The 24,525-nt window shown below is 55.3% G+C and carries 16 protein-coding genes, 7 pseudogenes and 1 other annotated feature; of the genes and pseudogenes, 13 read left to right on the forward strand and 10 right to left on the reverse strand.

The genetic code is table 11. The features are described from left to right. The 4 genes from AC1ECK_RS16835 to AC1ECK_RS16850 form a co-directional block, all read left to right on the forward strand. Nucleotides 1-554, forward strand: a 554-nt coding sequence (locus AC1ECK_RS16835; RefSeq protein ID WP_480321088.1) for a hypothetical protein, incomplete at its 5' end; no start/stop codon positions are given. A gap of 166 nt (nucleotides 555-720) precedes the next feature. Continuing rightward, nucleotides 721-2,658, forward strand: a complete 1,938-nt coding sequence (locus tag AC1ECK_RS16840; RefSeq protein WP_480321090.1) for a putative Ig domain-containing protein — start codon at nucleotides 721-723, stop codon at nucleotides 2,656-2,658. Between the two features lie 702 nt (nucleotides 2,659-3,360). Beyond that, on the forward strand, nucleotides 3,361-3,666 hold the full coding sequence (locus AC1ECK_RS16845; RefSeq protein ID WP_480321092.1) for a hypothetical protein: 306 nt from the start codon (nucleotides 3,361-3,363) through the stop codon (nucleotides 3,664-3,666). Between the two features lie 117 nt (nucleotides 3,667-3,783). Next, complete coding sequence (locus tag AC1ECK_RS16850) at nucleotides 3,784-4,536, forward strand: hypothetical protein (protein ID WP_480321094.1); 753 nt, start codon at nucleotides 3,784-3,786, stop codon at nucleotides 4,534-4,536. 79 nt (nucleotides 4,537-4,615) lie between these two features. Here AC1ECK_RS16850 and AC1ECK_RS16855 read toward each other — a convergent pair. Next, nucleotides 4,616-5,042, reverse strand: a pseudogene (locus tag AC1ECK_RS16855) (DDE-type integrase/transposase/recombinase). Nucleotides 5,043-5,322: 280 nt separating this feature from the next. Continuing rightward, entirely contained in the window at nucleotides 5,323-5,643 is a 321-nt protein-coding gene (locus tag AC1ECK_RS16860) for a hypothetical protein (RefSeq protein ID WP_480321096.1), read from the reverse strand. Between the two features lie 679 nt (nucleotides 5,644-6,322). Between AC1ECK_RS16860 and AC1ECK_RS16865 the strand changes: the two are divergent. Further along, a pseudogene (locus AC1ECK_RS16865) lies at nucleotides 6,323-7,234 on the forward strand (IS5 family transposase); the annotation flags it as partial. A gap of 7 nt (nucleotides 7,235-7,241) precedes the next feature. On the opposite strand, the gene AC1ECK_RS16870 reads toward AC1ECK_RS16865, so the two are convergent. Next, nucleotides 7,242-8,447 carry an IS110 family RNA-guided transposase gene (locus AC1ECK_RS16870; protein ID WP_480321098.1) on the reverse strand — a complete coding sequence of 402 codons (1,206 nt, stop codon included), beginning with the start codon at nucleotides 8,445-8,447 and terminating at the stop codon, nucleotides 7,242-7,244. A gap of 226 nt (nucleotides 8,448-8,673) precedes the next feature. Further along, nucleotides 8,674-8,880, reverse strand: a pseudogene (locus AC1ECK_RS16875) (IS110 family transposase); the annotation flags it as partial. Nucleotides 8,881-9,681: 801 nt separating this feature from the next. Between AC1ECK_RS16875 and AC1ECK_RS16880 the strand changes: the two are divergent. The 5 genes and pseudogenes from AC1ECK_RS16880 to AC1ECK_RS16900 form a co-directional block, all read left to right on the forward strand. Then, nucleotides 9,682-11,142, forward strand: a complete 1,461-nt coding sequence (locus AC1ECK_RS16880; protein WP_480321100.1) for an MASE1 domain-containing protein — start codon at nucleotides 9,682-9,684, stop codon at nucleotides 11,140-11,142. After that, on the forward strand, nucleotides 11,135-12,601 hold the full coding sequence (locus AC1ECK_RS16885; protein ID WP_480321102.1) for an acyl-CoA-binding protein: 1,467 nt from the start codon (nucleotides 11,135-11,137) through the stop codon (nucleotides 12,599-12,601). Before AC1ECK_RS16880 ends, AC1ECK_RS16885 begins: the two co-directional genes overlap by 8 nt. Before the next feature lie 316 nt (nucleotides 12,602-12,917). Continuing rightward, complete coding sequence (locus AC1ECK_RS16890; protein ID WP_480321104.1) at nucleotides 12,918-13,403, forward strand: hypothetical protein; 486 nt, start codon at nucleotides 12,918-12,920, stop codon at nucleotides 13,401-13,403. Nucleotides 13,404-14,024: 621 nt separating this feature from the next. Then, nucleotides 14,025-14,555 carry a hypothetical protein gene (locus AC1ECK_RS16895; RefSeq protein ID WP_480321106.1) on the forward strand — a complete coding sequence of 177 codons (531 nt, stop codon included), beginning with the start codon at nucleotides 14,025-14,027 and terminating at the stop codon, nucleotides 14,553-14,555. 305 nt (nucleotides 14,556-14,860) lie between these two features. Continuing rightward, nucleotides 14,861-14,998 (forward strand): annotated as a pseudogene (locus AC1ECK_RS16900) (transposase); the annotation flags it as partial. Nucleotides 14,999-15,832: 834 nt separating this feature from the next. On the opposite strand, the gene AC1ECK_RS16905 reads toward AC1ECK_RS16900, so the two are convergent. From AC1ECK_RS16905 to AC1ECK_RS16915, 3 genes and pseudogenes are all read right to left on the reverse strand, one after another. Beyond that, nucleotides 15,833-16,135 (reverse strand): transposase, encoded by a 303-nt coding sequence (locus tag AC1ECK_RS16905; protein ID WP_480321108.1) that lies wholly within the window; start codon nucleotides 16,133-16,135, stop codon nucleotides 15,833-15,835. A gap of 309 nt (nucleotides 16,136-16,444) precedes the next feature. Beyond that, entirely contained in the window at nucleotides 16,445-17,005 is a 561-nt protein-coding gene (locus tag AC1ECK_RS16910; protein ID WP_480321110.1) for an IS4/Tn5 family transposase DNA-binding protein, read from the reverse strand. A gap of 82 nt (nucleotides 17,006-17,087) precedes the next feature. Then, nucleotides 17,088-17,779: pseudogene (locus AC1ECK_RS16915) on the reverse strand (transposase); the annotation flags it as partial. Nucleotides 17,780-17,899: 120 nt separating this feature from the next. Between AC1ECK_RS16915 and AC1ECK_RS16920 the strand changes: the two are divergent. After that, nucleotides 17,900-18,929 (forward strand): annotated as a pseudogene (locus tag AC1ECK_RS16920) (IS3 family transposase). Next, nucleotides 18,157-18,273 (forward strand) — a sequence feature (AL1L pseudoknot). It overlaps the preceding pseudogene by 117 nt. A 324-nt stretch (nucleotides 18,930-19,253) precedes the next feature. Here AC1ECK_RS16920 and AC1ECK_RS16925 read toward each other — a convergent pair. Both AC1ECK_RS16925 and AC1ECK_RS16930 read right to left on the reverse strand, forming a co-directional pair. Continuing rightward, complete coding sequence (locus AC1ECK_RS16925; protein ID WP_480321112.1) at nucleotides 19,254-19,721, reverse strand: hypothetical protein; 468 nt, start codon at nucleotides 19,719-19,721, stop codon at nucleotides 19,254-19,256. A gap of 401 nt (nucleotides 19,722-20,122) precedes the next feature. Beyond that, the gene (locus tag AC1ECK_RS16930; RefSeq protein WP_480321114.1) at nucleotides 20,123-20,908 is read right to left on the reverse strand and encodes a hypothetical protein; all 786 of its coding nucleotides are present in this window, start codon (nucleotides 20,906-20,908) and stop codon (nucleotides 20,123-20,125) included. A gap of 1,799 nt (nucleotides 20,909-22,707) precedes the next feature. On the opposite strand from AC1ECK_RS16930, the gene AC1ECK_RS16935 reads away from it, so the two are divergent. Both AC1ECK_RS16935 and AC1ECK_RS16940 read left to right on the forward strand, forming a co-directional pair. Further along, the gene (locus AC1ECK_RS16935; RefSeq protein ID WP_480321116.1) at nucleotides 22,708-23,436 is read left to right on the forward strand and encodes an IS6 family transposase; all 729 of its coding nucleotides are present in this window, start codon (nucleotides 22,708-22,710) and stop codon (nucleotides 23,434-23,436) included. 80 nt (nucleotides 23,437-23,516) lie between these two features. Beyond that, nucleotides 23,517-23,795: pseudogene (locus AC1ECK_RS16940) on the forward strand (IS3 family transposase); the annotation flags it as partial. 147 nt (nucleotides 23,796-23,942) lie between these two features. Here the strand turns inward: AC1ECK_RS16940 and AC1ECK_RS16945 are convergent. Next, the gene (locus AC1ECK_RS16945) at nucleotides 23,943-24,200 is read right to left on the reverse strand and encodes an H-NS histone family protein (RefSeq protein WP_480321118.1); all 258 of its coding nucleotides are present in this window, start codon (nucleotides 24,198-24,200) and stop codon (nucleotides 23,943-23,945) included. Nucleotides 24,201-24,525 lie beyond the last annotated feature (325 nt).

A 24,525-nucleotide genomic window follows, 5' to 3' on the forward strand; every position in this document is an offset into this window, starting at 1 on the left:
CGATCCAGGAGTACATCAATGGCCTGCCGAAGGGGAGGGAGATCGACGCGAAGGTTGTGGATCAGGTCGTTGATCTGATGAACACGAAGAACTACGAGACAGTTGCGCAGGCGAAGGGCGATGCGCAGGCTTTGGCGGGGCTGCTCGCGAAGCCGGGGAACACGGTCATTGACACATCGAAGGGTCCGCAACTGGTGGATGACAAGCCAGGGGAACCGAAAGTGCTGGTGATTATCCCTGATCGTCGGAAAAAACCGGAAATGGGATGGTTATATCGCTATGCAGGTTTATTCTCTGGAAATCCGCTAGCAATATTGAATAACGTATCGATCATATCCCCTGTAAGCGGTGATCCTATGACGGCGGGTCGCCACACTCGTCTGCGACAAAATTTGAGTGTGACGACTGTGGACGGCGGGGCGGTTTACTGGAGGGAGGATGGCACGTTGACAACCGATATTTATGGAGGGCCTCTGCCGCTCGGGACTCTGTTATTGGACGATGAAGGGTTTCAAGTTGACGAAACAGGTCGTCGCGTAAACAAAAGACGTTGATATGCGTGCAACACATATTCGTTGAATTCTCAAGTGAAAAGAAAACATGGAAATTTTGGCGTCACGGATAGCGCGGGTAAACAGGCCCCAAGACCAGCGGTAGCGAATCTGAAAGATAGTTGGACCGTCAATTTTTTATCGTGAAGTCAATTAAATCGGAGGTTTCATGGAAATCACAGCTCCAAGTGCGCAGCCGCAAAACGTCAGTGTGACATTGCATGGTATGAGTTTTAAGGTTGTTGGTGGTAAAGCCCCTTTTGTGTGGTTTTATGAGGGGGCGTTGCCTGCGGGGGTGAGTTTTCCACCCAGCACTACGGATACGTATTCGCTAACTGGAACTCCGGGAGAAGGAGGGGAATTTAATATTGTCGTACAGGTTGCTGATAGCATTGGGGATTTCCAGTTCAAGGAATATAAACTGACAATTGTGGCGCCGGGGGTAATGACCGTTTCGCGAAAAATTCACTTGTCCAAGGTGACGGGACACGACGAGCCGAAGGAGAGTATAATCGAAGCAAATGTCTCAGGCGGGATTAGTCTCACGGCCGGATTTGTTATTGAAGATGGAACTGGTACTAGTGGAATAAATGATGAGATTATATTCAATCTGCCAGGCGGATTTGAGATTGAAGAATCGGATGCTCCGAATATAAAAATCCTGCCGGAATTGCCGAGTGCATTAACACTTAAAATCATTAAGGCCGATCCCGCTGCTCACGTAGATGGACATCTGCGCTTGACGGGTAAGGCACCGTTAGAGCTTGCGGGTAAAGGATATGGCCTGACAGTGACGGTGGTAAACAAAAAAAACAATACGGCATCGGTTATTGTTCCGTTATTAATAACACCTCCTCTTGTTGTGAGGGATATCAGTCCAGCAACAGTTTTGGAGGGGGCTACCTTCAATGCACCTTTGGTGGCAACAGGTGGTGCCGATCCATATAGGTTTATAAATCGTAAGAATGTTGTTAAAGGCCAAGAAGGTATAGGCGAACATGATACTCTAAATGATTGGCCAACAGCGGTGACGTTGCACGAAAACGCTCTTTCGGGAATCGTGGCGTCGGGAACGCATGGTGTGTATGTGTTTGAATTGTTGGCAATTGATGGGGCTGGTGTTATGGGAAGCAAGAGAGGGACGTTGACAGTTACTGCTCCGATTCCACTGACAGTGGTAGCGAATTCCACTGCGCTACCGATTGCAATTTTACATGCTGCGTATTCAGCGGACGTTAAAAAATCTCTCACTATTAACGGGGGAGTGAGAGAATATACTTTCGAAGAAGATGGTGCGACTAAACTGCCTGTCGGTTTGACTTTGACGAAAGAGGGACTCATCTCTGGTACGCCGACGGCGACAACGCTTAACCTTGCTGCCGTTGAGTTGAATATCAAGGTTACAGACAATTCTTCGACGAAGCAGTCTAAAACCACGAAACTGCCATTTGTTGTCGGTGCAAAGCCGATCGCAGAGAATCCCAAAAAGGCAAGGCTGACCGTTGGAGAGGAAAAAACAATCTTTCTAGTGGCAAATGCTAAATATGGAATAGCAGAGGGGGCCTCATTTATGAGGGGTAGCTTATTGCCGGAAGCCGATCAGATTGAAAAAGGCATCATTGGCAGGGATGTTAAGGTTATTAATAGTACCGCTATCTCTTTTACTCCAGTGGCTGATGATTTGATGAAAGTCATCAATCTTTATTATAAAGTAGAAAATAATTTTGGCGACTCGGAAAGAGCCATACTGGAGGTGGTGGTCATGCCAAAATTTACCAGTCACTTAGCAGAAGTGACTGTCAAAGTTAAATCGAAGGAACCGGTGGATCTTCTTGATATGGTAAAGAAAAATGTTACTGGCAGTCCAGAATGGATGAAGTGGAGAGGTGTAGTGATTTCGCAATTGGGGAAGATTGACGGTGCGGTATCTGTGGAAACTATCCCGCTCGCCGGCGGCACATTCAAGTTCGTTCCAAATGAGAATGCAGTGGTAGGGGACGCTGTTGAGTTGGAGTATCAGGTTGGGCGTTCGATTCTAATTGATTTGGAGAGGGAAGAGATTGCTTCCAATTGGTTTAAGCTGCATATTAAGTATGTATCGGCGTAGTAACCCATTAACAATGCTATTTATGTGGGTGGGCTAGGCTGCGGCGTTAAGATGATTAGCTGTAGTGAATGCGATGTTGCGGCAGGAATCGCTCGGTGTTGTGCCGGCGCTCCTGTCGCGTGCCGTACTTGTTGAAATCGGGGGATTATTTCGGCAGCACAGGTGTTTCTTGAAGACCTGTGGAGAATTGCGTGAATTTTCGCGTCTGGCAGGCCGTTGAAATACCTAACATGTCGTCAGCCAGCAAAAGCACATTGAAGTTGGGGTGGTAGTGATATGCGAAAATCTTTAAATGCAAGAAAAACGGCTTAACCATGCGAAAGTACGATTTCTTACGAGTGCTACATTAAAAACAGTATTGTATCAGCTAAGAGAAATGAAATATTTTTTACCGATGGTGATTTGTCGATATTTGTGGAAAATTTTCAATGATATATCGATGTTATATCGAGGCGCGAAACTGGCTATTCGGCATAGGCTACGCAGTGGACATGTCCCTCTATTGGGCCGGGGCTTTTCTGAGTGGTATAGACGGGTGTTTTATGCTGCGCTCATTGCGCACTCGCGCGTGCAGGTCGCGAGTGCTGAAGGGGGAGCGCCGCACTCAAACATCCCGATACGGCAACAGCAGGGGGCTTGAGAGTCGACCTGAATGCACGTTCGCGTGAATTAGTAAATCGATGGTGCGGCTCTGAGACTCTCTTGAGTTCGAATCCTGGTACTCTCAGTCACAATGTTGGGTTTTGTTTTACATTACTCGTAGATAATGTCCCGCTTTACTCAAATTGGCGTACATTGTATTGGGATGATAAAAAGGTCGCATGGAATGCGGAATTTTCCAAAATTGTCAATGTGCAAAACGGCTCGATGGAGTCTGGCAGCCAGGGGGCAGTTAACGGCGGACACGTCGCTGCTTATGTTGGCGAGAAACTGAAGGGGGCTCAGGAGCCGAGGGGATATGACGGAGCGAAAGAGGGGACAATGGGGCGCCAGGCGTGGATGCCTTGAAGTTGGGGATGGATGCACGGGGGCGGCGGGAGTGCGCGCGTTCTTTCTCATGTCGCAGATGGCGAGCAAGCGAACGACACAATAAATCGTCATCAGCTTGATTCGTTGCGGACGGATTTGCAGACAACTCGTGAGCAGGCCGACGCAGCGGGGAAGCTGGCGCAAGAGGCTCTTGCCAAGGCGTCCCGACCGCACGCGTCCGCCCAGCATTTTGAATTGGACATAAACGATGTAGTAGCGGCTGACGGCACGGTAACTGCGCATCAGTTTGACCTTACCTCATATGCAGAAGGCGGCGCATTTTCGGGCGCGGAGCTTTTCGCCGACAAGGACAGTGGATCGGGCCACTCTTCGATAAGCGACGAGAAAGAATCTGCTGTAATCCGAAAAGACGGCAATAAATATTTTTTGGATTACCGAGAGCCATTGGATTTCCGCGGTGCTGTTCTCTATTGGTATTCTCTGAAGAATGAGTTCGGGGTCTCAGAGCGGAAGTCGATAACCATCAGCGTTTCTCGGAGCTTAAAGGCGCCAGATTATGACCGAACAGTTGGGGTTGGAGGCGTGCTGAATAATCCACCGAATCTGCTGACTGGTGCGTCGGGTGCGCCCGACGTGGTCAAGGTAGTGACGCAGCCGAGTCCAGAACTGGCCACAATTACAGTAAGTCCAATTGGGGTGTTCGGTTTTAAACCTGTAAGCGCGAGCAAGGGTACCTTCATTGCGGAGTACGTCGTAATTCGCGGAAGGCAGGTTTCGAACGTTGCGGCTGTCACAGTGTATGTGGTGCCTATGATGCATAGGGCGCATGCAGACAAGACATTTCCAATATCCAGAGAGGTGGCCACGCAAAATCGAACAGTGGGATAAAGCAGTTGAGGCAGGGGGCTGGCTTGGCGTAGGGAGCCTAACGGGTTCTGTCGCGACAAGACGGTCTGATATGCTGAGGTCATGAAATCTGCCCCTTGCAGATCATGTGCATGATCTCAACACCAGACAGAATGATGCGGGCGCAGCGAAAATCCTTGAAGCCCAGCAATTGACCGCCTGAAGCGCGGCGAAATTGGCCCCGCTTTTTCGATGGTGACCGTTTCCGGTGCACCGTTCTGCCCGATTGCCTTCTCGAAGTATCGCTGGGCGGCAACCCTGTCCCGGCGAACCCGGAATAGAAAATCAACGGTGTTTCTGTCCTTGTCTACCGCCCGGTACAGGTATGGCCACGCACTTTGATGTACATCTCGTCCATGCGCTAGCTTTTGCCTGCCGGGCATTTGTGCTGGCCGAACGCCTTTTCGAACAACCAGTTTGATGACCCACCGGTTCTCTTCGAGATGACGCAGGCTCAGTGAATATGCCACGTACCGCCGCACGCACATCAGGATGATGTTCACCGGGAAATGGTGGAGCGTTCCTTCCTCACCGGGGCGTCGGACAGATTTTTCATGCTTGATTTTACTCCATCACGCTATTGCGACAGAACCTCAACGGAAAAGGTGGTACAACGCAAACTGCGTAGCAGATGATGTCCGGCGGAACCGGTAGTCCCTGAACAAAACAGGCTAAAAGTGGAAGGCCATTAAAGATTACTTTCTGTTTTCTGAGTCCTCTTATAAGGGCAAAGCCCCCAGTAGTCGGATTAAAAGCTATCACTGGTTACTACGCTGGATGTATTGTGATTGTGCATTTGAAATGATCAGAAGTTTTGGTTGATGTCGGTTGATGCTGTCCGAAATCTATCGGGGCCGGTTTCCAGCCTTCATCTTTCTCGAGGTTGATGGGGATCAAAATAATATGATTTCCTTGCGTCCCAAGCTTGGGAGTGCCTTTAAGTATTCTGAGCACGGAATCAAATGATAGTCCATCTGGTACTCCCGTTGCCTTTCCATAAGAAAAAGCTTGCGTAATTAGCACGGGGCATTCATAGTATTGACCAACGGTAGCATCTTCTACCGCTACCAAATAGGGATCGTCGCTCATCACATTCTCCTTCGGATCTGGAGGGAAATAGAAAAACAAGGTGCCGCGCCCTTATTGACGAACTGCCACTAACCTTGTTGCTGGCGAATTGGGCATGCACCCTAGCATTTGTGCATGCAGATGCACTTGATTGTACGGTGGCTCTACCCATCTGCGCTGTGTGCGCCCGATTAGTGCTGAACCTGTTGGCGGCAATTATCGCCAGCATCGCCATTCGATGATGCCTATTTGATTTCTTACATCTAAAATAGCATATGGCCGCGCGACGAGATATGAGAATCATCTCTAGTGCGAACTCTTGGTGCAAATGGCTTGTTAGGAAAGTCTTGAGAGCTGCAGTATTTTGTGGCAAAGATGCTGTTTGGCGAAACGGGATGCGGGGTGAGACGTTTCTTGCATCAGACCGGGGCCGCTTATGGCTTAATCTATTACCGCAGTGGCGGCATCATCCATGATTCCGGTGGTTCTGTCATTGCGGAGAAGCCTTTCTCCAAAGGTCTGAGGAGTTTTTGGGTCCGCACTTCCCCGTGCGGACTTTTTTTGCGGCTCATTAGTCGAACCTGAACAATCCGGAAGTCCTTGTGTGGTGAGGCTTTAGGGCCGAAAGAAATGGTGTTGTGGGAATTGCAGGGACCTGGCATATTGATACGTGAATCCTGCAATTTCTGACGAGGTGCGGATGAGTCCCAAGACGCCTGTGACGGAGGGAGATTTCTTCCGGCAACCGCTGCGTGAACAGATCAACCTGAAGCATCCTCTGGTGCGCCTGACGGACCTGATCAACTGGGAACGGCTGGGCGCGTCGATGAGTGAGAGCTTTGTGCCCGGCAAGGGGCGCCCGGCTACATCACCGCGCTTGATTGCGGGCCTGCTCTACCTGCAACACGCCTTCGACCTGTCCGACGAAGAGGTCGTCTGGCAATGGGTTGAGAACCCGTATTGGCAGGTGTTCACCGGCGAGACTTACCTGCAGACGGAACCACCAATCGACCCATCGAGCCTGACACGCTGGAGGAAGCGCCTGGGTGAAGCCGGCGTTGAAGAGTTGCTGGCAGAGACGATTGATACAGCGAAGCGCGCCGGCGTGATCAAGGCCTCGAGCGTAAAACGCGTAATCGTCGACACGACGGTCATGGAGAAGGCGATTGCGCATCCGACCGATTCACGCCTGCTCGAACGATGTCGCGAACACCTGGTGAAGGCCGCCGCGAGACGCGGCCTGAAGCTGCGGCAGAACTACAACCGCGAGGCGCCACGGTTGGCCAGCCAGATCAGTCGTTACGCGCATGCGAAGCAATACAAACGGATGAGAAAGACCCTGCGCACATTGCGCTCGCGTGTGGGTCGGGTGATGCGCGATGTCGGGCGGCAACTCGACGCAGTGGCCGATTGCAGCCGCGCGGCATTGCAGGAGCTGATTGGCCGCACGAAGCGGATTCTGTCGCAGAAGCCGAAGGACAGGAACAAACTGCACGCGCCGGAAGTCGAGTGTCTGGCCAAGGGCAAGGCGCGCATACCGTACGAATTCGGCGTGAAGGTGTCGATCACGACGACTCACAAGGAAGGGCTCGTGGTGGGGGGGGCCCCTATGTGTTTCGTCAAGCGTTAGGGGCTGACTTGGGTTCGTAAAAGGTGCCGTCTCGCAGCATGGCGAACAGGACGTCACAGCGTCGCCGTGCCAGTGCGATGAGTGCCTGGTTATGTCGCTTGCCCTGCTGGACTTTGCGTGCGTAATACGCCCGCGAAACAGGGTCTCGTAAAGCCGCGAAGGCGGAGAGGAACAGGGCACGCTTGAGTACCTTGTTGCCGCGCCTGGACGGATGCTCGCCACGGATAGATGAGCCTGAGCGCCGGGTAACTGGCGCGAGGCCGGCGTAGGCCGCCAGGTGACCTGCCGAAGCGAATGCTTTGTGCGCGACCTCGGTGAGGAGTCTCGCAGCGGTCCTGACGCCGACTCCCGGCATGCTGGTCAGGACCGGCCAAAGAGGGTGAGCAAGCACCAGCCGTTCCACTTCGGCGGCGATTTCGTCGCGCTGCTTGCGTAAGGCGGCGAGTTGCTGAGCCAAGCGCGGCATGACGATGGTGGCGGCTTGCGTGTCGGGCACGATCACGGCCTGTTCGCCCAGCGCTTGAACGATTTCGGCGGCTAATCCTTTGTCCATGCGCGGCGCGAGTTTGGTCAGGCGGTTGGCGAGTGTCTTCTCGCTGGTCGCGGCAAGTGCGGCAGGAGACGGATAGCGCTCGAGTAGATCAAGCACGGCAGGATGGTCGAGGCGCGGTCCGAGAGCGCGCTCAAGCGCGGGATGGATCTGGGTGAGCAGGCCGCGAATGCGGTTGCTGGTTTGTGTAATTTGAGCGGCGAGATCGTCGTCAAAGCCGCACAGCATGGTCAGCTCGGCGAGCGGTTCATCAGCTAACCGAAGCGAGCGCAGGGTATGCGGCATCGACCGGGCGGCTTCGGCGATGATTGCGGCATCGCGGGCGTCTGTCTTGGCTTCACCGGCATGCAAGTCGGCAATGCGGCGCATTGCCAGTCCGGGCAGATAGGCAACCAGAATGCCTTCATCGCGAGCGACGGCCACCGGCAATGCGCCAATAGTGGCGGGTTGGTCGACAACGAAGAGAAGGCGGCCATGGACCTTGAGTTCAGCGATGAGGGCGCGCAGTTTCGTCTCGTCGTTGGGGAGCGCCTTGTTGTACAGGCGCTTGCCATTCCTACCCAGTGCAACGGCGTGATGCTGGCCTTTACCGACATCGACACCGATGAACACGTCGACGGCGTCATGTTGTTGAAATTCTTGCATCGAAGTTTGTGCAGATTGAACGAGTTGGCCTGCAACAACGGTGGCAAGTCTCGGCATCCACGTTACGGACGGCCTTGGAATATCCCAGCCGAGCCCCTATTAGCGATCACCAGCCACCCACCAGACCCGGTGACAACACCCCCCCCCGGATCATGACTGCGACTGGGGGCGAGAATCATGCCGGGCCTGGCTGGCCAAAGCCTCGATTATCGAGGCGGGAAGATAGTAACGGGGCTCGCAATGCTGCGAGGGTGGATGGGAGCAAGGCGCGCTTGAGCACCTTGTTGCCGCGTCTGGATGGATGTTCGCCTTGGATGGGCGAGCCTAGGCGCCGGGTGGCCGACGTAGGCGGAAAGATGCGCGGTCGAAGCGAAGGCTGATCGACTTCGGTTGGGAGTTTGGTGGCGATCTTGGTGTTGACTCCCGGCATGCTGCGAGGGCTGCCGTAGCGGCACCATCATCATGAATCTGCCCCTTGAGAATCATGTGCATGATCCGAAAAGGGTGGATAAAAGGAGATGGAGCCCATCGGGGCGTTGCCGAACAAGTTTGCTCTTTCTTATATAAGGTACTCAATATAATTTATGAGCCTAGTCTGCGATCCTGATCGCGACACAACTGACAGTTGCGGATGTCGCGCATTCGGGGGGGGGCTGCAGTTGAGCTTGAGACGCGATGGGTCGGACGGCGCGGCGTCGTCGCGCGCTTGAGGCGACGACGCCGCGGTTTCACCCGGGGCCGTTGTTTGGAAGTCGTTGTCGGATTGACGGGCCCAAGGTCGTGAAATTGAAGCGATTTCATTTTCTTCATCGCCGTATTTTACCGTACTGTGATCGTCAGCCTGACAACGCCGTGTCGAAGGCAAAATATTTCTTGTTTTGCAGTGGATGTGTTCAACTTATGCATAAACTCGCTCAAGCAAGACATTTCTTATGTGTGTGTTGTGGGGGAGCGGGTACTCTGCTGGATGGGTGTGCTTGTGGGTATTTTGTCTGTGTAGCTTGCTACGTTGGGGGCGATTGCGGCGGTACATGCATGGCATTCGCCCATTTGTCACCGGGTTGCTTTCCCTCTGCGAAATTCGACAGAGGGGGCGAATATTTCGGAGCAGCAGATAGAGGATCCGTTTCTGGTTCGCCAACGTCAAGACACGAAGCGGCGAAAGGTTGTGTTGAAATATCGAAATCCCAAAACAGACTAAACTTGGAGCGGGCGAAGTAGGGATATTGAGTGGATGGTAGGTATTGAGGATTACGAAATATTTGAGCTGAAGAAATGGCTCGAGATCCATGTGCTAACGTCGGCGCTTTGGGTTGTGTTGCTGGCAGTCGGATGCAGTTTGCCTTCGTGGTGTGACGAGGGCGGTCCAGCGGTGAGGAGCAAGGGGGGGGTAACACATATGCGCATATCGGTTTCGGTGGTGTGGGGATTGTTGAGCGCAACAGCCTACCTTGCTGTCGGCACGCTGTCGCGTGCAATTGCGGGAGGTGCAACGCATACGGAGCCGGTTTGGCTTGCTGCGGGGATCATCTTCGGCCTGCTGATTGCATGTCGGGACCGTTGGGGCGCGATACTGACAGGGGCTATTGTTGCCAGCACAATCTGGGGATGGTTAGCGCATGGTTTGTCTGGTAGTGGGGCAGTGGTATTTGCCGCAATTGAGGTGATTAGCGTAGTTGCAGGCGCGTGGGTTGCCATCCAGACGCCAAACACTTCCGACGAAGTGAAGAGCGCCTTGCTTCTCGTTGCAGGAGCCGTGGTCACGGCAAGTCTCGGTGCTACGCTGGCAACTGCGTTCTGGCACTGGTACGACACGCATACCGACTGGAGTAATGAATGGCGTGCATGGGGATTTTCGACTTTAGTCGGCATTCTGCTCGTCGTTCCGGTGTTGACGGATTTTCGTAGGTTTCGCGTCAAACGTTCGGGTGGAATGTCGATGAGGCACTTCGGTGTCGGGTTAGGAGTTTACATCGCATTTATCGCTATCGTCTTCGCCATTTTCTGCGGCAACGTTGTGGCGCGATTTGGCTCGGCGGCGGCGACACTTGGTTACGTGCCCATGCCATTCCTGTTAATTGTTGCGATGTTATGGGGACCCACGGGAGGCGCGATCGCCACGTTGACGGGGGGCATGCTGGTCGTCGGGCTGACTGCGGCCGGTGGTGGGCCGTTTGCGGTAGCGGATACGTTTCCCGGCGAAGCAGTGATCGAGGTGCAGGCTTATGTGGCTGTTTGGGCCGTGCTTGTTCTATTTGTGCGGGGCCTGTCGGCATCGCGCCGTCGCTCGTTTGAACGAGCGACGGAATGGCAACTGCGCTACGAGCGTGTGCTGCATGCGGCCGGTGTCGTGAGCGTCGAATTCGATGCGTTGACCGGCAATACATTGTGGGGCGAGGTGGCAGAAGCCGTATTCGGCGAGGACATGGCATCGCTTGTGCACATTTTGGATTGGCTCGCGCGTGTAGATCCCGCAGAGCAGGCGCTTGCTGAGGCTGCGTGGCGGGCGATTGTTCATGGTGAGCAGTCGCTGATTGACGATACCTATACCATGCGTCTCGGAAGCGACATAGTGTCTGTCCACGTGCGGTTGGCCGGGATACATGGGCCCGATGGTCGGGTCGAGCGGGTTGCAGGTTTGCTGCGCGTCGCAGGACGCGGCATGGGAACTGCCACTGGAGGTCCTCATGTCTGACATCGGCGTATTGATGATTCATGGGTTGGGTGGCACGCAGTTCGACCTCGGATCGATGCGCAGACGGCTTCGGAATGCAGGATTCGACACTTACGCGCTGACGCTGCCTGGCCATGGCAGTTGTCCCGAGGATCTGCTGACGGTTCGTGTTGAGGATTGGCTTGATGCGGTGCGTTCGAAGTATCAGGAACTGAAACGCCGGCACGACGTGCTGCATATCATGGGTATGTGCATGGGAGCGCTCCTTGCCGTGGAAACGGCAAAGCTCGAGTCCCACACGAAAGGCAAACTTGTGGTACTCGCTCCACCCGTGTTTATCGACGGATGGGCGACGCCGTGGTACCGCGCGGTGCGACACCTTCTTTATCGCGTGCCAGGCGTGGCGACACGAATACGGGTGGCAGAGGAGGATCCGTACGGCATCAAGAACGAGCAGGTGCGTTCGATCGTAAAAGCGAAATTTGAACGCGGAGAAAACTTTCACTACCGCTGGGTACCGCTTGCCTGTATTCGGGAGGTCGATAGACTGCGCGCGATGGTGATGAAGGGGCTTGATCACATTGAGTGTCAGACGCTGATCGTTCACGCTCGGGAAGATGAATTGACCAGTCTACGCTCGGCACATTATCTCGTCGAGCGCATTGGACGAGGTGAACGGGCAGGCCAAGCACGCATGGCGGTGCTCGAAAACAGCTATCACATGATCTGCGTAGATAACGATCGAGAAATTGTCGCGAAAAATGTACTGGAATTTCTCGATGTGAGACTCGAAAGTTCACTGGGCATGCCAACTATTGAATCATACATGACCGGCCATGATATGCATGTTTTGCTCGACAGCGCATGTGCCGATCTGCAAGCCGGCGATTTCGCCACATTGTTTGCGCGCGGCATGCCCGGTCTCACATGGTTTCAGCCGGGAGAGAACCGTGCCAGCGGTGTTTTTCGTGGCTCTGGCGGATTCGAGCGTTTGCGTGACCGGCTTGCGGGAGTACGGTTCCATACCTTTGGCACTCCGAGCTTCAATGCGGGTATGGTGGTCCGGCCTGCAACGCTGGAGTCGGCTGAATTCGCATCGCAAGGCGTCTTCGCGTTTGCAATGCACGAAGGCAAGTTGACCGAAGTTCGCTGGTTTCCCGACGATGTCGACCTGGAGAACCGTTTCTGGGGAGGCGAGTCGGAGCATCGTCTGCTTGCCGGCAAGGAAAAGGCATTCGTCGCAGCGGCGCTTGCTTTGCGAACATTGCGCAAGAAGCAGGACCGTGACACGTTGCTCGCACTTTATGCACTCTACAAGCAGGGCAGCTCGGGTGACGCGGCAGGGGAGCTGCCCGATATGACGGATGCCACCGGACGAGCAAAGTTCGACGCATGGGCGAAGCATCGCGGAATGACGCGCGATGAAGCGATGTCAGGCTATGTGAAGCTGGTCGATCGACTTCTGACCAACGATCAATAAGCTATTATAGGTTCATTTTGGCATCGAGGTCGTGGACATGATTCTGCCATATAATATGTAATGCTAAGCATATCGTGTTTGTTTACTCCGGTTGTTTTGCTGTGGCAGAACTAAACTCAACCGTACCGCTCTTTGGAGTGATGGGCGATGCTGTAATGCGTTACTGCTGTCCGACTGGTGAAGGCGTGACTTATAAGGTGCCTCAGTAAAGGGCAATGCTATTCAGCATATTTAACGAAAAACAAGAATGATCTGATTGAGATTGAGGGTAGGTGTATGGGATATTGTGTCGAAGAATTCTCGTCGGGAGGCCCTTATGGGGTTGCTGTTGTTTATGCGCCTTGTTGTGCTCGTATTCTGTTTGATGCTTGGTCGTAGCGTGATTTACGTATTGGATTCGAGCAACGATTGCGTACGGGGAGAGGCAGAGGAGAGGACAGCTAAGCTAGAGCTCGTCGCGGCGAGATTTGTCATCGTCTCGTTTTCACTCGCTGCTGCGGCGCTTATCATTCATGGTTTGCTGCCTACGTCCATGACAGCGGCGCCATTGGTCGTGAATGCGCTACATCGCGCGTCTGAGGTGCTAACTGCATATGCTGTCGGTGATGTGCTCAACATCGCGCATCCGGTTTCTAAGTACGACTCGCATCACGAGTGGTATGAGATGCCAGTGGCAACCCGAGGCGCGATCATTGTCGTTCTGTTCGAGGTGGTCGGCTTGGTTATGTGGCTCTTCTGGTGGAGCGGCACGAAGGCGGGGCGGGCGCGTGTAATGGCCCACAGCGAAACCCGCACAAGTTAAGCGGCTAAGGCGAATGCCTCAACCGGGGTCTTCACTCGTGTTCATAAAGAGAACTGCCCCTCGCGACCATTCACAAGATTTTGACTGAGGCGCCTGTGAATCCCGGGGATCGGGTCCAAATGGACACAATGAAAATCGCGCTCCATGACCTGTACGTAGCGCCCGAGTGGGACGACTACCTCATCCGCCGCCGAGTCGCAAAACGCTCCATCAAGTTCGGCAACTTAAAATCAATGCCGCTGAAACCGCATTAACTTGAACCAACCAGCCTCCGCGATTCCCAAGGCGGTCCACCGTCAAACCTTGTCCATTGGTCAGCGAGGGTCGCCTGAAATCGCACGTCAAGACGGGATTGCTGCCGTACACGCAGAAATCATGTCGCGTCAACCAAGACCATTCTGATGGCCGCGACTGGACCGCATGCGCAGAATCCACGGAGGATGTAGTAGGTAGTTATGAATGGTAATCTGGTGTCGATGGCCAATATGGGTCCGCCATGCAGCAAGGCTCGCGGAGTTGTATGTGGTTGTGCTCGTAAACCGCACGTTGACCGAGTTGGTGCGCAATCGTCGACTGTTGTTGATGATGTGAATGGAGAATGGTGTGAACTGCAGGAGAAGTATGGCCGCGCTGTGCGCGCTGATCTTAGTGCTTGTCGCGTGCAGCAAGCCGTCAACCCGGGAAGCCGCGTCGGGCACTCCCGTTTCGGCGGGTACGTCAGCGCCCATGGTATTAAGCGAAGGTGCTGCGCGCGAGGTGGTAGGCATGCCTCCTCACAATTATGTGTTTGATGGCGGAAGGGGAAAATATGCCTACCCTCACGCGATCAGCGAAGATGATGCGCGGCAAGGTCGGTTGTCCGGCGCGCTGCTGAACGTCCGATACATGGGGCAACACAATGGTGTGCATGAGTTCCAAATTGATGAAGATGATGAGTTCAGTGAAGTAACTCGTATGGAGTGCACGACGCCCTGCAATTTCGTGAAAGAGGATAGCGTTTCTGAGGGGCACGTTGTTGCCTCGCGGACCGTGCCGGTGATCGAGGGCACTGTGGTAGCTGCCATGTTCGAGGACGCTGGCAACGGGGTTCTCAAGGCGTACCAAGCGACAGGCAATTCAGGTTCGCCAGTCAGTGCCAAGCCTGAAAATTGAAAACGAGGCGGCCGAGTCCGCACGAAATCGTTCCGACTGACAACCAGTTGATAATTTTAACTGTGGTGGACTAGAGAATGAAAGGGACTTCCCCGTCCCGAGGCTGCGGCGAAAACCGCGGGTCGACATCAATGTGCCCGAGATGAAGTTGCGAACGTTCATCGACACCAGCGAGAGGATAAGTCCCTTTCACTCTCTAAATCTGACATTTCTTATACGTAACTCACAAGAGCTTAGCCCGGATTGACCTGTTCCCCGCGTTTGGTTCGGTGACAGTGTAGAGTCCATTCCAGAACGGAGCGGCAGTGAAGAAGCGATTCGACGAAGAGCAAATCATTGACATTTTGAAGGAGGCCGAAGCTAGCCTGAAGCCAGCAAGGCTGTGCCGCAAACATGGCATCTCGGAGGTGACCTATTACAACTGGAAAGTGAAATTGGCGGGTAACACTCTCCGACGCACAGCGCTTAGATGAAATGGAGCAGGAGAACAATAGGTTCAAGCGACTGCTCGCCCAGTCGATACTCAAGTAGCAAGCCCACAAGCCAAACGCGAGGTGGTTCGAATCCTGATGGTCGAACGCAGATGGGTGTCACCCGGACTTGCGGGCTGGTTGGGATTCCGTGATCGCTGTTTCGCTACAAATCGCGTCGAACCGGCAACGGTTAGGCGCTGACTGGTCAGATAATGGCTATGGCAGCGCGACGACTGGCTGGCTCATGGGCGACGCTTTCGTTGCCTGAACATTGAAATCGACACCTTGTTGTTCGGGCTTGGAATCTGCGGTGACCCAACGGTTTTAAGCTCGGGCTCTAACTGCGGTGCGGACTAAAACCGAGGTGAATGCTGGTGAATACCCCACACAACGACGTCTCGTTGGATGCAGACAAGCCAGTTCTCGACCTCATTCAGCCATGGTGAATACTAATCTGTCGAGATGCACGGATGCGCAGTGGAATTCGAAGCCGTCCGAGCATCAGCGAACGTTGCTTCCGTCAACCGCGACCTTGCCGTCGTGTCGACGCGTAGGCGGGGCGTGACGCTTGCTATTACACACTTCTTTTTAGCGCAAGCTCGTAGCCAAGCTGGATGTCTGTTAGCCGTCGCATTCCACGCCACATGACCGTGTTCCTGGGCGGAGGATCGTTGGCGCGCAAGGTAACCGCCGAGCTGTGCGAGCCGGATAACGTTGCGCACAAGTGGCGGTGCCTGTGCGTTATGAGGCGTTTCGTGTACAACGCGTTCAAGCAGTTCGATTTCGGTTTGCGTAAATGCGAGCTCAGCCGTTGCCTGTGGCGCTGAGCGGCCAATCATCGTGAGCACAGAATGTGCGCCAGCTCAAGACGCAGAACACCGCGATCAGATTCGTGAGTCGATCCGCTGTGCGAAGCCGGGACTCTTCAGCCTTGCAGCCCGATTTCAGGATCTTGTGGAATGTTTCGATCTTCCAGCGCATCGCGTACCAGTCAAGCTTCTCGATTGCCTCGGCACGCGATCTCACCGGCAGATCGGTGATCAGCCTCCATTCAATGCGGGGGCGCCCGGGCGGCGGGTCGCGCTCCTGCGCGTGCAGGACAGTCAACTGTAACGCAGGGCTTGCCGATAGGCGGCAATCGCTGATAGCGAAGCTCAAGTGCGGCAGTTATCGGGCGGCCTTTCGCGTCGCGAAGCTCGATGCGGTGCAGTCCCTTGATCGGGACCTGCTGCATCGCTCTGGCGATCGTATGCTGTCCATCGTCCGCCAGCCTGCCGACGCAGGTGCGCACGAGGAAATGTGTGCAAAGATCGTACGCGGTATAAAACAGCTCGTAGATGTTGCTTTCCCGGTCGCCGATGTGAATGCAACGAGGGGCTCGGGGAGTAACGTTGTCGACTGGCGCATGTTTTCGAGTCAGCGCCAGCTTTCCTTTTGCTCGATCGGCACGCGCGTGGGGTTGATATGCCGCTTGAGCTCGGAACAACCTTTGAACTGCTTTCTTGTCCAGAACTTCACCGCAGCCAGACCCAGTGGCAGACCGTCGGCGGTAACCACCAGACTGGAATGCATCAGGATGCCGCACTGTGTCAGCACGCTCGTCTGGTTGAACCTGTCGCGTGTCGTGCTGGTGCCCGTATAACCCACGAGTTCTGGAGGCCCCCGCTGATAGGAGAAGGTCGTGGTGTCCTGCAGAACCAGTATCGGGCCAGGTGCGGCCGCGAAACGTGCCACAATGGCATTGAAATGTCCGCTCAGGATATCGTGTTCGCTGACACGGTCGTTGGAGAAAAAACGGTAAGCGGCCTTGGTCGAAGCCCAGTCCTGACAGGCGAAAGGGATCGTCTGTCCCATGCCGGCCCACAGCTTATCCAGCAGAATAGCGAAGCGCCGGCGTAGCCGGGTATCCTGAAAATCGCTTTCCCGGACCTCGCGGTCAAACCACGACTGATCATCCGCCTGTCGCTTGCTGGCCACCTCGCTCGAACACGGGACATCGTGTATGCCAGGATACTAGGTTTCGCGCTAAAAAGAAGTGGGTAATAGCAAGGGCGTGACGAGGTCGATGTTCTAGCGGTAGGCAGTGACTACGCATGATGCGATATATCTGCTTTGCTGCTTTGCATTGACACACGGTCGGCCCACCGTATCCCGGCTTCGCCTCAGCAGTGCCTACGCACGCCGGTAGCCATACGTCGGCAAGTCGGCAACCAGTTTTTGAGTTCAGTGACGAGCGGCATGTCGTCTAGAAGGAACATCTTGTGCCGGTCGACCCGCTCAACTGAACGCTTCGATTTGACCGCAAGATTCGAGCGCGACACACCCAGAACGTCACAGACCGTCTTTAACGGTCGTCCCCCGGCAGCAATGGTGAGCGCATAATCAATTTTTTTGCTCGACCGTATCCCACTGCTTCACGGAGAATTTCCACTTCTATCGTTTGCTTTCCGAGCAACCGCTGGAGTTCGCGAATCTGCTTCATCGCTTCGGCCAGGTCCGATGCCGGGACCACCTGTTCAGTTCGCCCGCATTGACCGCCGACAGGCTTCCATCTTGATAGAGCTTGCGCCAAGCGAAGACCTGATTGGCATTCACCTGATGGCGGTGGGCGGCCCCCGAAACCGTCGCGCTAAGCTCGAAAGTCTCGCGAACTATTGCGAGCTTCTCTTCGACAGAGCGCCGACGGCGTTACTCCGGCTGGGTCAGAGCTTCGACAAGTTCTATGTTGTGACTAGGCTTAAACATAGGCAGAAGACTACCTCACAATTTAAGCGTTACCCCATGTCCGGTTTTCGCAGGAGCCGGCCCAGACAGGAGATTTGGCGTATGGGAAACGAAAGCAAGGTGAGGACGCCCACCGGGACGTGATATTTGGATGAGGTTCGGGAGAGGGCAATCCGGCTGGTGTTTGAGCACCAGCACGAGTACGAAACGCAGGGGGCGGCGATCCGCTTGATCGCCTCGAAGATGGGGATGTCGCGCGAGACGTTTCACAACTGGATCATTCAGGCTGAGCGCGACCGTGGCCAACGATCGGGCGCGACGAGTTCCGAGCTGACTCGCCTGAAGGAACTGGAGCGCGAGAATCGTGAATTGCACTCGGCCAACGAGATCCTGCGCAAGGCCTCCGCATATTTCGCGCAGGCGGAGCTCGATCGCCGATCGAAATCATGATCGCGTTCATCGAAGAGCATCGCGACATCTACGGTGTCGAGCCGATTTGCCGCCTGCTGCCGATTGCCCCGTCGACGTATTACCGGCACGCCGGGCGGCGTGGCGATCCGCAGCAATGGCCAGTACGAGCGCGTCGCGATGCTGAACTGAAGGCCCTCATCCGGGCGGTCTGAGACGAGAACATTTGGCGTGTATGGTGTGCGCAAGGTCTGGCGCCAATTGCTGCGCGATGGGCCGCGGATTTTACCTATTGCTGAACATGGTCGGGCGTTGTCTACGTGGCTTTCGTGACCGATGTGTTTGCCGCCGTATCATCGGTTGGCGAGCGTCGGCATCAATGCGGACTGAATTCGTGCTGGACGCGTTGAACCAGGCGTTACATGATCGCCAGCCGTCGCCCGGGTTGATCCATCATTCCGATCACGGATCGCAATATCAAAGCATTCGGTACGTCGAACGTTTGGTGGATGCTGGCGTGCAACCGTCAGCCGGCAGCGTTGGCGATTCGTACAACAATGCGCTGGCCGAGACGATCAACGAATTGTACAAGGCCGAAGTCGTGCATCGGCGTTCATGGCGTACGTTCCGGGATGTCGAACTCGCCACGCTCGAATGGGTGCACTGGTACAACCACCATCGGTTGCTCGGCCCGCTCGGGTACGTGTCGCCGACGGAAGCAAAGGAAGTTTACAATCGGAATCTGGCGCTGTCCGCTCGCGCGGCGTAGCGCCTAACTCGGCGGTCCCCGACAAACCCGGTGCGGTTCAATCGAATTCGACTTCGTCGTGACGCCGTTGGTGCGGGGCAAGGACAGTCAGATCGTCGAACGTCAACGCGCCGCTGTCACGGCGTAATCTGAGGCATGGGGGCGTGTGGTTATGTTACTCGGCGCTCCCAACTGCGACTTGGAGCGTTGTCGTCTCCAGCCTATTACCTGCAGGCAACAGGCTGGAGGGGGCAGTGAGATATTCCGACATTGAAGTTGACGGCGTATGTCTAGGGCCCACGGACCAGCATATTGCGTCCGGTGACGCGCAGCAGATAGGAGCACCTAGCCCTGCCACGTTGGTATCGCGAGGCAGTCGTTACCCACCATCTGTTCCCGTAAGGGAATCGCCCCTTTTTCAGGAAGCGATGCCCCGGGCCTTGCACGCCTGATCAATCGCTTCAAGGAACGCCGCGCCCCCTCCCCTGTGGGAAAAACACATGTGATGTAGTCGCATGCTTCGTTAATCTTTAGTTTTTCGATTCCACCAATCAGGAGGCTCAACGCGCTCAGTGGAACTGTTTCGGGGTGAAACCCGAATCGGGGGTGATCCGTCGGGATATCTTCCGCGATCCTGGTAAATACGTCGTACAGGCCGGTGCCAAGCGGTGGTGAATCTGGCGTGGCGACGAGCAGTTCCGGGTGGCGGAGTACGATCTTCGGAATAAACTCCACACGTATCGCGTTGAGTCGCTGTGCAGGCATTTTCCAGCATTCGTGGAATCCCCGCACCAGCATCGAACCAGTCTCCATCCATTGGATTGAATGGGGATGTTTGAATACTTTGGCCTTGGCTGGAGGGTGGTCTTCACACCCTGACATCATCAGTGATGCGAATGAGGAGGGATACCGATCTATAAGATGTATTTGGGTGTCGACCGCGACCGCTCGCTCATATGCCTCAGGAAATGGAGGGGCCCCATGTCCTCCATTCAGATGAATGACGAGGATGTCTAGGAGATGTTGCACTTCGAGACTTGCGTGGTGCAAAAGGCGTATGGAAATCATTGTTGTCACTCGAAATAATATGGAGTATTGATAAATTTATGAATTGAATCAGGAGGTGTTTGTCTTTCTTGGGGCCGGCAAGGTGCTTCCCTTTGGTGGCGCCTTGCCGGGCGGCGTTAGTCAGGAACCGGGCGCGGCGATCATACTCAATACGCGGATGCCAGTCCGTGCGGGCGTTGCCCATCTGAACTCTGCTGCGGGAGGCCATGGAGCTGCAACTGGAGGAGGGCATTTTCGATGTCACTGCGTCGTGCGAGGAGCGAGCGCTGCGCGATCAGTTTGATTGAAAGCTCTTTCAGAATGCGCTCGTCCTCGCCACGTTCGCGAGCCTGCGCGAGCAGGACCTGGAAGTCGGTTTCACCCTTCAGGATGGCCGCAATTGCAAGCTGATGGTCGTAGACACGTGTGAAAGCAGCCGACTGTCGAAGTACGGCCGCGGGCGGGATGCTGGCGTAGCGTTCCTCCCTCAGGCAAGCGAAGAGAGGCTGGTATGCGGGGGGCGCTGGCTGCTCAGACGGTGCCTGTATGGTAAGAATGCGAGCATGGTCGGGAGCCATGCCAGCACGCGTAAGGACGTCTAGCGCTTCGATCAGCCGCTCCTGCGCGTCCTTTTCGCTTGTTGTGGTGAAGATGACTACCTTGAAGTCTTGGATTGTACCAGGGCAGTCGTTCATGAACTGAGTGAATGCATCCGAGGCGTCGGCTGCAACCTGCACGACGCAGGCACCCGGTGATGCCGCGACCGCAGCGTAGGTTTGGTCGGGCTGGTCAGGGCGCATACGCACGATGCCAGGGCCCGGAGGCGTTGACATCTTGCGCGAGTCGACAGTATAGAGCAAGCCGCCAATACCTGATTGGACGATGCCGCCAACACTGCGTTCTGCAGGGTCTTGGCTGTTGTTGAAAATGATAGTGGGATAGTGCGTGTGCATGGTGATTCTCCTGTGGTTAGGTAAAGAGGGGCTGCGCTGCGCCGTCGTTTCGAGGCCTTCTGTGATTAACGCGTGAGTCTATTAGCTAGGACCTGTTGTTCCAGGTCGCTGGCCTGGCCAGCCAGTAGCGGCTTTTTCAGGCCAAATTTGGACTTCGATCGAGAAAAATCCAGTCGCAATTTCGCCGTTGTTCAACGTATAGCCCCGTACTTGATAGACCATTTTGTTTCTTCTGCCGGTGAATCGATATAAGACTATTTTGAGTTACTAACGGGCATTTCTTGGCTTGAAAGAGCGAACAATATGGGCCATTTTAAGGTGCAGTTTTGGCAACTACATTGGTAAGCCTTGGAGTCGGACCGCATATTGGGAGGTGCAGCAGGGTAGATTCACTTCGCGACCGTTGCTTACACCCGAATACCGTTGTCGGTGAACAGGCTGGCCGTGCCTTGACGACTGCGCATCTGGGAGGTTGCCGTAGCCTGTTTCGGGCAGGTCCGGTTCGCGGCCGAAACTGTCCCGAGTGTCGGCGAACACACTGATGACGGGCGGGACCCGCGATATGTGCTGCAGTTGTTTTTGCCGGTCAATCTAACGCCGCAACGTATCAGGCCCAACCCCCGTGCCATGCAGTCCATTGCAGGAACGGGACGGTCGCGCACGAAAATTCCTTTACGAAGCAACGGCCGTTTGTCTCATCGTGCGACAAGGCATCGTCAGGCATGCATTCCGGAGAAACCGGTGGCGACAACCGGTCAGCAATCTCTCTTGACCGGCTGGACTAGCCGGGGCCACTCTCAGCTGCCCGTGATATGACAGACGGGCTGCGATGTCACGGGCCCTGTGGGTCGAGAATGCCTTCCAGAGGCGTTGCGGCCGGCAGAGTCATCATGGACAGCTAGGCCTTGCGAGTACCGGTGTACGACATCCGTGATGTCCTGCACAGCGCGGACATCGACTCGCGTCCACTCGGTGGGTTTGAACTCAGGCGGCATCGGCATGTCCGGCGTGAGTTCTGCCTTCGACTGCCGAAGCAACCGGATTGCGGATGGGTGATCCAGTAAGATGAGTTTTATACGACGGTCATTGTGAATCTCCGGTCTCGACCAGGAGACGGAGCTTCATAGTGAAAGAGTATCGGAGCCTGAGTGTTACGTCTCGCGGTAATCGGGGTTCGGCATCGCGAGATATTCGAGGTTAGACGGTGCCGGTTGTCGCTGGCTGGTCGAGTAGAAGTCCTTGTCAATTAAGCGCGAGATAGAAGGAAGGGATATAGGTGTGGCGTCGCGCGGTTGACGCAACGTACAACGAACACAGCCCCGGCTGTTGCGCACGGGGCTGCTGTGTTCTCAGAAGGGATCGTCGATGCGATGACGTGGAGGTGGCTCGCGTGGCGGTGCAGTCCACGGTTCGTTGCAGCGACGGATCTGCTTGCCGTAGCCACGCTGAACCACAGAAGCCAGTCGCACAGCAATCGCTGGATCTGCGCCGCGGCCTCATCCGTCAGTTCGGGTAACGCCGGCGGCCGGGGCATGATCGTCGACGCTGAGCGAGACGCCTTCGCGTGTTTGCGGCGCGTGTTCACCGAAATTCCTCGATCGCCTGTTGTAGCAGTTCGTCGGGTAGATGGCCCAGGTCGCGTGGTTCAGCCAGTTGCATGGCGGTGCGTAGGATGCGCCCAGCCTGTCGCGACAAACCGCGTGAGGCCTGCCGCAACAGTGCGAGCCCGAAGTCGGCCAGCAGCGTATGCGTGCAGCCGGCCCTGTCACGTTGGCAAGGCGGTGACGTAAGGTACAGGCATGAAGAAGACGAAATCGCTCTACCACGGCCACCGGTATCCGGCGGCGATCATCAGTTGTGCTGTTCGCTGGTACTTTCGCTTTAACCTGAGTCTGCGTGATATCGAGGAACTGCTGCTTGAGCGCGGCGTGTGCGTGACATACGAGACGGTTTGCCGCTGGTACAACAAGTTCGGTGCGGCCTTTGCACATCGGGCGAAGGCCGCACGGCGCAAGCCCGGTTCGACGTGGTACCAAGATGAGATGTTCGTGAACCTGCGCGGTGAGCCGTATGTACCGTGGCGCGCCGGTGATGAGAACGGTGTCGAACTCGATATCCTGCTGCAAAAGCGCCGCGACAAGGCCGCAGCCAAACGCTTCTTCAGACAGGTGCTGCGTTCGGCGCCTGTGCCGCGAAAAATCGTCACCGACCAGTTGCGCAGCTATCCGGCGGCGAAGGCGGACATTCCGGAGCTGGCTGGCGCGAAGCACGTGTTCGTGAAGGCGGCTGCCCGGGTCAACAACCGTGCGGAGAACAGTCATCAACCTACGCGTCGCCGGGAACGTGCTATGTGCGGATTTCGCGATCCGAAGCGCACGCAGATGTTCCTGTCGAGCTTCGGCCCGATCCGTCAACAGTTTGCCTTGCCGCGGCACTGTATGACGGCGAAATTCCATCGCGCGGCACTCAGGGCCTGCCTCTCGGCATGGCATCGCTGGACAGTGACAGAAGCAGTGACTGGATATTAAATCAATTGATAAGGATGACGATTTATTTTGGTCGATGCGCTTCTATGCCGTCAAGTTGACAAAGCCCATTCCGACAGAGGGCGCAGTATGCAAGCCGGGCATACCGGAAACTGGCTGCCGGATTCAAGGCAATGATCTCCATGAACCGTCATGCCAATGCGTGGGGCAACGCCCCGATGGAGAGCTTCTTCAAGACTCTGAAAGTTAAGAGAATCTATCAGGTTCACTACGAAACGCGAGCGAAGGCTCGTCTGGATATCGTCGACTGGATCGAGGGCTATTACAATCGACAACGCCTGCACACCTCGATTGGCTTTCTTACCCCTATCGACTACGAGGCTGCGTTGGTCGCTGCATGATCGGCGGTACGTAGAAACGAGGCAGGGTCATTGGCAACCTGCTGAACCTGTGGAATTCCTTCGGCAGGCCCGTTTTCGTCAAAAATACATAGCTGTGTCCGCAACCAACTGAATGCCTACTCTCCTGAACAAAGCCCGGGCAAGTGTTCAGTCATCGCGGTTGTCGATCAGGAATTGGGAGCGCTCCTGCCCGGCAATCCATGCAGGCACATGCCCTCGGCCGCTCCATGTCGCGCCCGTCGCCGGATCGCGGTAGCGTGGCCGCGTTGGCTGCACGTTGTACCGAAGATTACGGGGTCTGCGCAAATCATTCGGCTTGATATCGAACTCGAACATCAGCGCCGAAATTTGCGCCATTGCATCGCTGCGAGCCAGCATGCGAGCTGCCGCGATTTTCTTGTCCAATTCCGCCAGTTCCGCGGCAAGCTGTGCATAGCTCTTCAACGTCATCGTTTCGGAGAGGGTGCGCCGTGGTTAGGTTTTCTGTACGGACCTAATCGAGCAGGATATGAGTTGCAAGCAGCAGACCGAGAAAAGTCATGACACAGGCGCTGAACATGAAAAGCAATCCTGCCTGTTTCTCAACGGCATTGCGTAACACACTGTCCGCGCCTAGCAACCTCACGTCCAGGAAATCCGTATCTTGAGGATTGGAGGCTGAACTGACGGCAGTGCCAATGCGCGCAATATCGACTAATGCAAACGGGCTGACTGCTCTTCTTCCTTAAAC

This window comes from Paraburkholderia sp. SSBN10T (assembly GCF_056619545.1).

Coding starts and splice junctions, on each gene's coding strand:
- AC1ECK_RS16840 (WP_480321090.1), top strand. CDS start 721: ATGGAAATCACAGCTCCAAGTGCGCAGCCGCAAAACGTCAGTGTGACA.
- AC1ECK_RS16860 (WP_480321096.1), bottom strand. CDS start 5,643: ATGAGCGACGATCCCTATTTGGTAGCGGTAGAAGATGCTACCGTTGGT.
- AC1ECK_RS16870 (WP_480321098.1), bottom strand. CDS start 8,447: ATGCAAGAATTTCAACAACATGACGCCGTCGACGTGTTCATCGGTGTC.
- AC1ECK_RS16880 (WP_480321100.1), top strand. CDS start 9,682: ATGGTAGGTATTGAGGATTACGAAATATTTGAGCTGAAGAAATGGCTC.
- AC1ECK_RS16885 (WP_480321102.1), top strand. CDS start 11,135: ATGTCTGACATCGGCGTATTGATGATTCATGGGTTGGGTGGCACGCAG.
- AC1ECK_RS16890 (WP_480321104.1), top strand. CDS start 12,918: ATGGGGTTGCTGTTGTTTATGCGCCTTGTTGTGCTCGTATTCTGTTTG.
- AC1ECK_RS16895 (WP_480321106.1), top strand. CDS start 14,025: ATGGCCGCGCTGTGCGCGCTGATCTTAGTGCTTGTCGCGTGCAGCAAG.
- AC1ECK_RS16925 (WP_480321112.1), bottom strand. CDS start 19,721: ATGGAGACTGGTTCGATGCTGGTGCGGGGATTCCACGAATGCTGGAAA.
- AC1ECK_RS16930 (WP_480321114.1), bottom strand. CDS start 20,908: ATGCACACGCACTATCCCACTATCATTTTCAACAACAGCCAAGACCCT.
- AC1ECK_RS16935 (WP_480321116.1), top strand. CDS start 22,708: ATGAAGAAGACGAAATCGCTCTACCACGGCCACCGGTATCCGGCGGCG.